Source organism: Paenibacillus puerhi, from assembly GCF_009846885.1.
GTDB lineage: Bacteria > Bacillota > Bacilli > Paenibacillales > NBRC-103111 > Paenibacillus_G > Paenibacillus_G puerhi.
Genome location: NZ_WUWM01000004.1, coordinates 125,913 through 137,940, shown reverse-complemented (window position 1 = coordinate 137,940; position 12,028 = coordinate 125,913). Strand labels below are relative to the sequence as shown.

10 protein-coding genes are annotated in these 12,028 nt (G+C 57.8%); 7 read left to right on the top strand and 3 right to left on the bottom strand.

What is annotated here, in order from left to right:
* Positions 1-48 precede the first annotated feature (48 nt).
* Positions 49-1,722 carry a glutamine--tRNA ligase/YqeY domain fusion protein gene (locus GSF01_RS05205; protein ID WP_159881965.1) on the bottom strand — a complete coding sequence of 558 codons (1,674 nt, stop codon included), beginning with the start codon at positions 1,720-1,722 and terminating at the stop codon, positions 49-51.
* Positions 1,723-2,035: 313 nt separating this feature from the next.
* On the opposite strand from GSF01_RS05205, the gene GSF01_RS05200 reads away from it, so the two are divergent.
* The gene (locus GSF01_RS05200; protein ID WP_159881964.1) at positions 2,036-3,793 is read left to right on the top strand and encodes a methyl-accepting chemotaxis protein; all 1,758 of its coding nucleotides are present in this window, start codon (positions 2,036-2,038) and stop codon (positions 3,791-3,793) included.
* Between the two features lie 32 nt (positions 3,794-3,825).
* Here the strand turns inward: GSF01_RS05200 and GSF01_RS05195 are convergent, their stop codons facing one another.
* Positions 3,826-4,689, bottom strand: a complete 864-nt coding sequence (locus GSF01_RS05195) for an EcsC family protein (protein WP_159881963.1) — start codon at positions 4,687-4,689, stop codon at positions 3,826-3,828.
* 119 nt (positions 4,690-4,808) lie between these two features.
* Here GSF01_RS05195 and GSF01_RS05190 point away from each other — a divergent pair, with 119 nt between their 5' ends.
* From GSF01_RS05190 to GSF01_RS05180, 3 genes are all read left to right on the top strand, one after another.
* Positions 4,809-5,654: a DUF72 domain-containing protein gene (locus GSF01_RS05190; protein ID WP_159882064.1), complete on the top strand. Its 846-nt coding sequence runs from the start codon at positions 4,809-4,811 to the stop codon at positions 5,652-5,654.
* Positions 5,655-5,866: 212 nt separating this feature from the next.
* Positions 5,867-6,997 carry a flavin-containing monooxygenase gene (locus GSF01_RS05185; RefSeq protein WP_235941294.1) on the top strand — a complete coding sequence of 377 codons (1,131 nt, stop codon included), beginning with the start codon at positions 5,867-5,869 and terminating at the stop codon, positions 6,995-6,997.
* Between the two features lie 59 nt (positions 6,998-7,056).
* A complete protein-coding gene (locus GSF01_RS05180; protein WP_159881961.1) occupies positions 7,057-7,332 on the top strand; it encodes a hypothetical protein in 276 nt (91 codons plus the stop codon).
* 180 nt (positions 7,333-7,512) lie between these two features.
* Here the strand turns inward: GSF01_RS05180 and GSF01_RS05175 are convergent, their stop codons facing one another.
* Positions 7,513-7,728 (bottom strand): hypothetical protein, encoded by a 216-nt coding sequence (locus GSF01_RS05175; protein WP_159881960.1) that lies wholly within the window; start codon positions 7,726-7,728, stop codon positions 7,513-7,515.
* 209 nt (positions 7,729-7,937) lie between these two features.
* On the opposite strand from GSF01_RS05175, the gene GSF01_RS05170 reads away from it, so the two are divergent.
* The 3 genes from GSF01_RS05170 (at position 7,938) to GSF01_RS05160 (ending at position 11,995) form a co-directional block, all read left to right on the top strand.
* Positions 7,938-8,510 (top strand): MSMEG_1061 family FMN-dependent PPOX-type flavoprotein, encoded by a 573-nt coding sequence (locus tag GSF01_RS05170; RefSeq protein ID WP_159881959.1) that lies wholly within the window; start codon positions 7,938-7,940, stop codon positions 8,508-8,510.
* Between the two features lie 207 nt (positions 8,511-8,717).
* Entirely contained in the window at positions 8,718-9,401 is a 684-nt protein-coding gene (locus tag GSF01_RS05165) for a serine/threonine protein kinase (RefSeq protein ID WP_407945741.1), read from the top strand.
* A gap of 233 nt (positions 9,402-9,634) precedes the next feature.
* Positions 9,635-11,995, top strand: coding sequence for a PAS domain S-box protein (locus GSF01_RS05160; RefSeq protein ID WP_159881958.1), 2,361 nt, complete (start codon positions 9,635-9,637; stop codon positions 11,993-11,995).
* Positions 11,996-12,028: the final 33 nt, after the last annotated feature.

Here is a 12,028-nt window from a genome sequence, read left to right as displayed (position 1 = left end):
CGAAACGAAACAGCAGGCCCTCTCCAATCGGAAGGGGCCTGCCTTAGGTTATTTTTTCGGATCGAATGAGCTTTTGAGCGAGACGATACGGTTGAATACAAGCTTCTCCGCGCCGGAGTGCTTCGAATCGACGTTAAAGTACCCATGACGGAAAAATTGGAATTTATCCTGCGCCTCGGCGCCGTTCATATTCTCTTCGACAAAGCCCTGCAGCGTCTGCAGCGAGTTCGGATTGAGATTGCTGAGAAAATCGTCGCTCTCCCCAGCCGATTCGTCGAGAATGAGCGGCTCATATAGCCGGAACTCCGCAGGCTTTGCTTGCGAGGCTTCGACCCAGTGAAGGGTCCCCTTCACCTTCCGGCCGGTAAAGCCGCTGCCGCTCTTGGTCTCCGGATCGTAGGTGCAGTGAAGCTCGACGACACGGCCGTCCGCATCCTTCACGACATCCTCGCATTTGATGAAATAAGCGTGCTTCAGCCGGACCTCGTTGCCCGGGTACAGGCGGTGGTAGCCTTTGACCGGCTCCTCCATAAAGTCGTCCTGCTCGATGTAAATTTCGCGGGAGAACGGAATTTGGCGGATGCCCATCGCTTCATTTTCCGGATTAATTTCGGCATCCAACTGCTCGACCTGTCCTTCGGGGTAGTTGGTGATCACAACCTTCAAGGGCTGCAGGACCGCCATCGTGCGCGGAGCCTTCAGCTTCAAGTCTTCACGGATAAAATGCTCCAGCAGCTTCTCGTCGACGGTGCTGTTATTGCTTTTCACGACCCCGATCTCGCGGCAGAACTCGCGAATGGCCTCAGGCGTGTAGCCCTTACGGCGCAAGCCGGAAATCGTCGGCATGCGCGGGTCGTCCCAGCCGTCCACGACCTGCTCATCCACAAGCAGCTTTAGCTTGCGCTTGCTCATCACCGTATTGGTCACGTTCAAGCGTCCGAACTCGTACTGCTGCGGGACACAGGCCATCTCGCATTCCCGGATGACCCAATCGTACAGCGGCCGGTGGTCTGCGAATTCCAAGGTACAGATGGAATGGGTAATGCCCTCGATCGCATCCTCTAAGGGATGGGCATAATCGTACATCGGGTAGATGCACCATTTGTCGCCGGTGTTATGATGAGTCGCATGCGCGATTCGGTACAGAACCGGGTCGCGCAGGTTGACGTTCGGAGAAGCCATGTCGATCTTGGCGCGAAGCACCTTTTCGCCGTTCGCGAACTCGCCTTTGCGCATCCGCTCGAACAGATCGAGGTTCTCCTCCACGCTGCGATTCCGGTAAGGGCTGTCTTCGCCGGGAGCGGTCAGCGTTCCGCGGGTCTCGCGGATTTGCTCGGCCGTCAGATCGCACACATAAGCCTTGCCCTTCTTAATCAGAACGAGAGCCCGCTCGTACATCTCCTCGAAGAAGTCGGAGGCGAAGAAAAGCTTCTCCCACTCAAAGCCAAGCCACTTCACGTCCTCCTGAATCGATTGAACGTATTCGGTGTCCTCTTTAACCGGGTTGGTATCGTCGAAGCGAAGATGCGTGCGTCCGCCGAATTCATCGGCCAGCTCGAAGTTCAGACAGATCGATTTGGCATGGCCGATATGCAGATAGCCGTTTGGTTCCGGGGGGAACCGGGTGACGACTTCGCTCACTTTACCTGTCTTCAGGTCGTCGATGACGATTTGCTTGATGAAATTGCCGGATGAGGCCGGTGCCGGTTTCGTAGTCTCCACGTAAGTTCCAACCTTTCTCTATAGAGCTGCCTGAATCTATTACTCCTTATAATACACAATATCGTGTGCAAATATAATGGTTTTCCGCACGAATCTATGAAAATCGACCGCCGATGGCATATGGGGGGAAGAAAGACCCGCGAGGGCCGGGAGCATTCTAGGTCCTCCGCATGCCCCTGATGAGGCGCATCCGTCAGCAGCCGGGCAGGGCACAGGAAGGTCCTGGGTATAAATATCTAGTGTGGAAGGACCGAATACGGTAAAATAACGGAAAGGATTATGAAAATAGACCACAAAAAGGGGCGGGCGTTCTTTGAAGAGTTTGCATCTCCGTATTATGCTGATATTTTCGATAATTATCGTGACGGCCGGCTCGCTGCTCAGCTATCAGATCTATACGTCCTCCGTCGACCTCATCACCCGGTCCTTGGGCGAGCAGGCACGCAGCGTGGCCGATCATGCGGTCAAACAAATCGATAGGGGACTGTACCGCAAGCTAGCGGAGGAACAAGCCGAGAACGCTTACTACAAGGAGCTTCGCCAGACGTTCAACGCTATGCGCGAAGCCAATCATCTCAAGTATTTATATACGATGGCCGAGCGGAAGAATGGCACAAGCAGCGAGTACGTCTACATCGTGGACGGTATGCCGCTGGATGCCCAGGGAGAGGATGTTTCCCCGCTTGGGAAGGTGGAGCCGGAGGTGGACGAAGCGCTGCGGAAGGCGTTCGGGGAGCGCCAGGTCCAGGTGGGGGAATTAACGAAGGATGAAGCTTACGGGGCCGTCGTTACGGCTTACGTCCCTATCACGACGCCGGAGGGCGAGCTGCTCGGCGTGCTCGGAGCCGATCTGGACGCGACGTCGGTCTACGAGCTGCTCGGGGCCAATCAACGAAAGGTTCTGCTGATGGCCGGAGGCATTCTACTGGCATCGCTCGCGGCGATCTATGCCGTCTCCCGGATGATCGTGGCGCCTGTCCTGCGCTTGACCCGCGAGATGGAGAGGGTGCAGGCAGGCGACTTGACGGTGACGATGCAGGTGAGGGGGCGGGATGAGGTGAGTCGGCTGGCCGAGACATTCCAGCGGCTGGTCCACGTGCTCAAGGATATGATCCAAGGGGTTCAGATTAGCGTGCAGGATATGCGCCAGGCCACGGTGCTGCTTGCCGAAAATGCGGATGCGACAAGCGCCTCCAGCGAGCGGATTGCAGGCCATCTGTCGGATTCCGCTGCGGATTCCCGCATTCAAGCGCAGTATACCGGCGAAACGGCCCGCGCGATCAACGAGGTTGGAGAGGGCGTGCTGCGTATCGCCGACTCGCTTGCCGTGGTAGCGGAAGCTTCCCAGCAGGCTACCGGTGCAGCGAAGATCGGAGAAGGCTACATCCATCAGGCTGCCGAACAGATCGCATCGGTGCAGAGCTCCGCGAGGGAGACGTCGCAAGATGTAGAGCGGCTGAGACAGAGGACGGAAGAGGTTAGCCAGATCGCAGACATGATGCGAGGCATAGCGTCCCAAACCAGTCTGCTCGCGCTCAACGCGGCCATCGAGGCGGCGAGAGCGGGGGAACACGGGCTGGGCTTCAATGTCGTAGCCGGCCAGGTCCGGAAGCTGGCGGTACAATCGGAAGAATCGGCGCTGCGCATCGGCGAGCTGATCGATGCGATGGTGGAAGACACTGGTAAGGTCGTGCTGGGCGTCCATCAGCAAAGCCGCGAGGTGGACTCGGGGCTAAGTATTATCCGAAGCGCCGGGCATGCATTTGGCCGTATTCTGCATGAAGTGGAGCGCGTGGCCAGCCAGGTGCAGGGACTCTCCTCCACTACCGGGGAGATCGCCGCCGGGGCGGAACAGGTCACGTCTTCCGCAGACGAGATGGAACGCTTATCCCGTCAGAGCGCCGAGCATGGCCAAGGCATCGCCTCGGCTGCCGACAAGCAGTTGGAAGCGATGCGCCAGCTGGCTGATTTGAGCGGCAAGCTGGAGGAGATGTCCGGGCGCATGGAACGGTTGATCGGTCGTTTCACGGTGAGCGAGGAGCCGGAGTCTTCGCCAGGGGGTAAGGAGTAGGAAGATGAGAAAGATAAAGTCATCAGGTGATTTTAACTGCGGAGCCGCTGCAAGCGTTCGAGGATGCGGCGCTTGCGGTACAGCATCGTGGCCGCCTCCGCGACGTCCTGGAGGGTACCGCGGTTAAGCACGGCGCCGAACAGCATGCCCGCGATCGGCACGAGCTGGAACAGCTTCTTCCAGCCGAAGTTATCGCGGTAAGCGGCCACCACTTCACGCCAGCCCTGAAGCTGGGATAAAGTCTCCCGCTGACGCTGCTCGTTGCCGAAGTCGGCCAGCTCCCCGAGCACCGCTTTTTTGCCAACGATATCCGCAGAAGCGAACTGCAGGCATTTGATGACAAATACGCGCTCGGACTTTTCCTTCGGGTCAAATCCGTAGGTGATGGCGATTTCTTGAATTGTCTTCAGCGACAGTCCGAGAATGGCCGGGATGTCGATGGCCAGGGTGAACAAGCCCCCGAAGCCGGTCGTCGCTCCTTGCGCAGTCGCGAAGGCGATACGGCTCTGGGCCAGCTGCCGGGCCGCTTCGTCCATGACAACGATCGGCAGGCTGCGCCGGGCTTCCTCCAGCGTGAGCGGCTCGCCGGGCATGCCGTGTTCGCTATGGGCGGCTGCTTCCTGATGCAAGCGGGCCAGCACGCCCTGCTCGGATACGAGATACTGTCCGCCTGTCTGCACATAGCTGCCAACCTCGTCCATCGCCTCGCCCAATTTTTTTTGGATGGACTGAGGGGTCAGCTTGTCCAGCAGCTGGAAGGGCAATCGCCCGATTTTTTCCCAAAACCACAGGTCCTTCTGGCTTTTCTCCCAGGCTTCGACATCCTTGAGCAGGGCATACAGCGTTTCTTGCGATTCGGGAATAGGGTAAGATGGGTATATGTCCTCGGTTGGCATAGGTTGCATCGCTCCTTTTATTCCGTATACGAAAAATAAGGCATCAGGATGCAGCGGCAGGCGCGCGTTTCTCGCGGCGCGGCAGAGGGGCACAGATGCCGGACGAAAGGGTGAGGCGGATGATTCGCATCGGGCTCACGGGCTGGGGGGATCACACGGATCTGTACGGCGCGGGTCTGGGAGGCAAGCATAAGCTGAAGACATATAGCCGGTATTTCAGTGTTGTCGAGGTGGACAGCTCCTTTTATGCCGTGCAATCGAAGGAAAATTATACACGTTGGACGATGGAAACGCCTGAGGATTTCGTGTTTGTCGTGAAGGCCTACCAGGGCATGACCGGCCATTCCCGGGGACCCGTCCCCTTCGCGGACAGGGAGACGATGTTCGAGGCGTTCCGCGAATCCATACAGCCGGTACTGGAAGCCGGGAAGCTGAAGTGCGTCTTATTTCAATACCCGCCCTGGTTCGACTGTAATCGGGCGAATGTCGAGGCGCTTCGAGAGGCCAAGCGGCTGATGGGCGATATACCCGCAGCGCTGGAATTCCGTCATCAGAGCTGGTTTACCTCTGATATGAGGGATAAGACACTGGCCTTCATGTCCCGGGAGGGCTGGATTCACAGCATCTGCGATGAGCCTCAAGCCGGAGAAGGCTCGATCCCGACCGTACCCGCACCTACGAATCCGGAGGTAACCATCGTTCGGATGCATGGAAGGGATGCGGCGAACTGGAATCAGGGAGGCGGACCGAATTGGAGAGAGGTTCGTTATTTGTACCGGTACAAGGAAGCCGAATTGCTGGAATGGAAGGAACACTTGTCGGCTCTTGCCAAACAAACCAAGGAAATCTGCGTGATCTTCAACAACAATTCCGGAGGGGATGCGGCCTCCAACGGATTGGAGCTGATGAGGATGCTCGGCATGCCGACCGAGCCGATGGCTCCTCGCCAGCTCGATCTCTTCTAAGCGGGTCCCCTGGGGAAGCGGAGGCAGGCTGCCCCGGGGGTTCCAGGATGCAAAGCTGAGAGTCCGAGTTACGCTGACCTGCATAATTGGATATTGACAGAGTGAACAGCCCGCCTTAATATATGAATATATGCTCATATGTTATGAAATGGTCATGGCGAGCTGAAGGTATGAAGCTGTAATTGCAACATTCAAGATGGGGGATGAGGACATTGGCCGAACAATCCGTACAAGTCGTCATTGTAGGGGCGGGTCAAGCCGGGCTGGCGGCCGCGTATCAGCTGCGCAAGCAGGGCATATCGTTTGTTTGCCTGGACAGCTCCTCCGAGGCGGGCGAGAGCTGGCGAGTTCGATACGACTCGCTCACTCTCTTTACACCTCGCCGCTGCAGCGAGCTTCCCGGTCTTTCCTTAACCGGAGATCCGGACGGCTTTCCGACCAAAGACGAAATTGCCGATTATTTATACAGGTATAAGCAGCACTTCGATATCCCGGTCCGGTACGACGCCCGTGTAACGGAGGTTGCGCTGCAAGGCCGGCGCTTCCGCGTGCAGCTGGCAACCGGTGAGAGCCTGTACGCCGATCAGCTGCTTGTGGCAACAGGTCCGTTCCAGGAGCCTGCCGTGCCGAAGCTGTCCGCTTCACTCGACGAGTCGGTTCTTCAGCTGCACTCCAGCGCCTACCGGTATCCTGGCCAGCTGCAGCCTGGGCCCGTACTCGTCGTCGGGGCGGGGAATTCGGGGGCACAAATTGCTCTGGAATTGGCTGAAGAAGGCCGGGAGGTATGGCTGTCGGCATCGGAAAGGAGCATGCGTGTGCTGCCGCTCCGGCTGCTGGGGCGCAGCATATTTTACTGGATGGATAGGCTGGGGTTGCTTCACGTGCCGGGGCATTCCCTGCCGGGCAGATGGCTGCGCAAACAGCCCGATCCGATCTTCGGACGCGGATTGGCGCAGAGCATCAGGCAGGGAGCGATCGGAAGGCTGCCCCGGGCAACGGGTGCGTCCGGGCGCGCCGTGCGCTTCGCGGACGGCTCCTCGCTTGAGGTGCCGAATATCATCTGGGCCACCGGCTTCCACTCCGATTACAGCTGGCTTCAAGTGGACGGAGCGCTAGACGGACAAGGCGGGCCGCTGCATCAGAGCGGGGTTAGTCCGGTGAGGGGGTTGTTTTATATAGGCCTGCCTTGGATGCGTTCCCGGGCTTCAGCGTTAATCCGCGGCGCAGCGGGGGATGCTCTCTATGTAACGGCGCAGATGGAGCAGGCACGCGGTGAGCAAGCAGAGAGGGAGGCTCTATCCCGGCCTCTGGAAGAAGCTGGATGCAGCCAGGCCGCCGAATAAAACAGGCTTGCTTATCTCACATTAACGGCATGGACTTTACTAAGAAGGAGATGTGTGAAATGACCAAGTACGAATATGATTCCAGCCTGCAATCGCAGAATCCGATCTCGCAAGCGCAAAACTCGGTGGAGAAGGCTCATCATGCCGTGAAACAGGCTCAGTCCCATCCCTCGCAGCAAATGATCGAGCAGGCGGAGACGGCTATAGAGAAGGCGCACCGCGCCCTGGAGCAAGCGGCAGGCAGCGACAACGAACAGCCTGTCCAACTGGCGGCCGCATCTCTGGCGGAGGATGAAGCGGCATTGTACAGCCAGCCTCCGCGCAAGGAGGAGTAAACCTGACGCCGTACAAGCAGCTGAAACAATGGCGCCGAGTCTGAATCGGACTGCCAGACGACATACCGCGGGCCCTAGCGCTCGCGGTTTTTTCAATTCCGGGGGCTTCCTCGCGCCGGAAGGCAAGGAGGAAGCCCTGCCGTGTCAGGGCTGACACAGGCTATGCCCCGATCAGAGACGCTATTTTCTTTTCTTCCGCTTCTTCACGCTGCTGACGGTGACATCCTTTTCTGAATAGGTCACATAATGCTGTGGAACGGGAACGCAATGATGCTGGTTGATGACCTCGACGGGATGTACGATAGGCTGAGCCTGCGGATAGTAGAAGTTATTATACAGCTGGGTGGGTGCTGTCACGATCGGACTCAGCGGCGGACAGTTATGGCAGTAATGCATTGTACTTCACTCTCCTTTGGTGGTTGATCTAGGTTATTGTATGGCGTACAGATACCCGGCGTCTGTTCGAATGTCCCTATGAAGCCAAATTTTATGCCAGGGCTGCTCGCAGACGCTGCTCCGCATCTTTTCTCCCAGGCTGAAAACAGGTACACTGGAAGCAACAAAGCCGAGGGAATCTCGGCCTATGCGATAGGGAGTGAGCGTTTATGGAAGCTGCGATACCATTCGCGAGTACCATCTCATCCAGAGAAGAACTCAGGACTTTGGTCGGAGAGCCCCATGAGGCTGTCGTCAAGAAGAGCGTCGCTCAGATCGACAGCCATATTCGGGGCTTTATCGCTAAATCTCCGCTGTTTTTCTTATCTACCTCAGGGAAAGACGGGCAATGCGACGTCTCCCCCCGCGGGGATGCCCCGGGATTCGTAACGGTGCTTGATGACAGCCGGCTCCTGTACCCGGAGCGTCCCGGCAATCGGAGAATCGATTCCCTGCTGAACCTGCTCGATAACCCTCATGTCGGCATGCTATTTGTGATCCCCGGTATGGAGGAGGTGATGCGGATCAACGGACGCGCCTGGATCACCCGCGATGAGGAGCTGCTGGGTAGCCTGCAGGCCGGCGGCAAAGCTCCTCAACTGGCCGTTGGCGTCGAGGTAGAGGAATGCTTTATTCATTGTCCGCGCGCCCTGAAGCAAGCCCGGGCCTGGGAACGTCCCTCTTCACTGGACATGTTCCGGGCGCATGTCAAGCTTAACGGATTGATCCTCCCCGAGACCTAAGATCTAGGTTAGCCTCGAACAGGCAAGCCTGCATGGCTGTCTGCCGCTGGCCCTCGAACGTCAGTCGGCCGTGACGGTCGGACGAATTTGGAACGGCGTCCCTTGGACTTGTTATGCTACAATAGAGAGAGCAGAAACAAGAAGCTTCAGCGTGACGTCCGGGGTTGCCGGAGCGGGCTAGGCCGGGAAGGAAGATTCGAACAAGGTATGGGAAATGGGAGAGGCATTGCGGGAGGAGATGAATCCGGCCTCTCTGGCATGCAAAAATTCATCCGGGCGATCGAAGAGGAGCTGCTGCCGGAGCTGAAGATTGCGAGCATACACCATCACGAGCCGATTCAGGCATACCGGGTGCCAGCTCCATGGACAACGGTGGGAGTCGGTAATTATGCCGCCGTGCTGGCTCATCCCGAACAGCCGGAGCTGGTCGTGAAGGTCTACGCTCCGGGAAGGCCGGGGCTGGAGGAAGAAGCGGAGGTATACCGGCGGCTAGGAAGCCACCCGGCCTATTCCGAATGCCTGCATAGCGGCGCAGGCTATTTGGTGCTGCGCCGGTTAACCGGCATCACTTTATATCAATGCCTGCGCCGTGGCATTCCGATTCCCCGGCAGGTCATTCTGGACATCGATCAGGCGCTGAGCTACGCGCGTAGCAAGGGGCTGAATCCCCATGACGTACACGGCAAAAATGTGATGCTTCAGAACGGAAGAGGCAAGGTTGTGGATGTGTCCGACTTTCTCAAGCAGGAGCCTTGCCTGATGTGGGATGATCTCAAGCGGGCGTACCGACGATTTTATCGTCCTTGGCTAAGCCGGCTCCGGGTGCCGGATCCGCTGCTGAATACGGTGCGCAGAGGATATCGGTATTGGAGAAAGCGACAGCGCGTCTAGGCGGCTTGATCCCGCGGAGTGATGCAACGAAGAGCGCTCCTTCTGCGTAGCGTTAAGCATTCCGCTCCAGTTAGGTTTCAAGGCTCGCCTGCATCAGCCGGCGGGCTTTTTGCGGTTTTTTTTACGCAGGGGAAGGATAGCGCCGCAGGGTCATCGAACATACCAAGAAGAAGCTATATGACCTGAGCCCAACGTGAAAGCTGGAACGAATACAGGAAACAGGAGAGTTCAACATGCCGCAGCCGCCAGTGAACATCTTGATTGTAGACGACCGTGCCGAGAACCGGTTGGCTATGGTCTCCATTTTGCAGGACGATCACTATACAACCGATACGGCCGGCTCCGGTGAGGAAGCCTTGCGCAAAGTGCTTCGGGCTGACTACGCTCTGATTCTGATGGACGTCCAGATGCCGGGTATGAACGGATTCGAAGCGGTGAAGCTGCTGAAGGCTAGGGAACGGTCCAAACAGATTCCCGTTATTTTTGTAACGGCGTTGAGTCATGATCACGAGCATATGCTGCGGGGGTATGAGGCAGGGGGGATTGACTTTATATTCAAGCCCGTCTGTCCGCAGGTTCTGAGGCTGAAGGTCGGCCAATTCGTATCTATCTATAAGGACCGGATGGAATTGGCGAGGCAGAAGGAGCTGATCAGCCGGCATACCGCAGAGCTGGAGACGGCCCACGCCCGTCTTCTGGCTTCCTCCCGCCGGTTGATGCATGCGGAGGCTATGGCCCGGGCGATCGGCGATACGTCCATTGACAGCATCTTCACCTTAAGCGATGAGGGCCTTATTTTGGCTGCCAATCCGGCCGCTATCCGCATGTTCGGTTATGGAATGGGTGAAATGAAGGGGCTGCACGTGTCGCGCCTGCTGCTCGGATTCGGCGGGCTGGGAGGAGGCCCGGATATGAACGGACCCTTTCTTGCCCAGCAGGTATCCGCGGCTGCAGAGTCGGTAGGCGTGCGCAAGGACGGCCTTGCCTTTCCGGTCGATCTGCAGCTGGGCGTTGCCTTTGTCGAGGAGCGGCCCGTGTATGTTTGCGCAGTCAGGGATAGCACGGAGCGCAAGCAGAGCTTCGCCAGGCTGGAGCTGGCTGTAGATCAGCGCACGAAGGACCTGCAGGAAGCGAATGCGCGGCTTCAAGCCTCTTACGACCGGATCAACGATATATTGGAGAGCATCACCGATGCGTTCTATACGCTGGACCATGAAGGCCGTATTATGTACATGAACGGCTCCGCCGAAGCGCAGGTTGGCGTATCCCGGGAGCTTGCGCACGGTTGTTCGATATGGTCGTTCATTCCCATCTCGGAATCGGGCGGGTACGAGCTGATTATGGAGGCTTTACGGCGGGGAGAAGCGATGAGGGATGAGGTCTATTCGCCTTTTATCGGGAAGTGGCTGGAGATACGGGTATATCCCGGCGCTCAGGCGATGAATATTTACGTGCAGGATATGACGGAGCGGCGGGAGATGCTGCAGGAGGTCCATAACTCGCACGAGAAGTTTTATAAGATTTTTCAGGCAAGCCCAAGCTTGATGGCGATCCTTTCCCTTCGGGACTATACCTATCTGGATGTCAATGAAAGCTGGCAGCAGTATACCGGATATGCTCTTGAGGAAATGATCGCGAAGCCTTGGGATTTGCAGCTGACTACGGAAGCCGGAGCTGTGGTCGAGCTTTCCTCCCCTCCGAGCGGGAGCCTGGGGCCGGGTAATATCCAGGTGCAGTACCGGTCGAAGGGAGGAGAGATGCGGACTGGATTGCTGTCCACGGAAACGATCGAAACGCCGGAGGGGCCGTGCCTGCTTGCGGTTATTATAGATATAACCGACCGTGCCCTGCTGGAGCAGGAGCTTGGGCGGCTCGACCGGCTTCACTTGATCGGCGAGATGGCGGCTGGCATCGCACATGAAGTCCGCAATCCGATGACAACGGTCCGCGGGTTTCTCCAACTGATGGGGCAGAAGCGGAAAGTGCCGGCGGAAGAAGTCATCGATATCATGATTCAGGAGCTCGACCGGGCTAACGATATCATCAGCGAATTTCTGGCCCTTGCCAAAAACAAAACAACTGACCGTCGGTGGCTTCGGCTGAACGAGGTCATCGAGGCCATCTACCCGCTTATCCAAGCGGAGGCGACCTTATCCGGTAAGGAAGTGCAGCTGGAACTGAGCGATTGCGGGCAGTTGGAGCTGGATGAGAAGGAAGTCCGGCAGATGATCCTGAATCTGGCATTGAACGGGCTTGAAGCGATGGAGCCGGGGGGGCGGCTGCAGATCGGAACTTTCAGGGACGCCGAGGGGGATGTCGTGCTGGATGTGACCGACCAGGGGCATGGGATGGACCAGGATGTCGTAGCCAAGCTCGGCACGCCGTTTTTTACGACGAAGGAGCAGGGGACGGGCCTCGGACTTGCGGTCTGCTTCAGTATCGCCGCGCGTCATCAGGCCAAAATAACGTGGCAGACGAGTCCGGAGGGGACAAGCTTTCAGATCCGGTTCGGCTGCGCAGCTTGTCCGGACGCGGGCGGCTTAGTCAGCGGCGGCAAAGCTGACAGTCCCGGCTTCTTCAGTCCCGGCCCCTAATGTTTGGAGCGTTACCCTACCCGAATGAAGAAT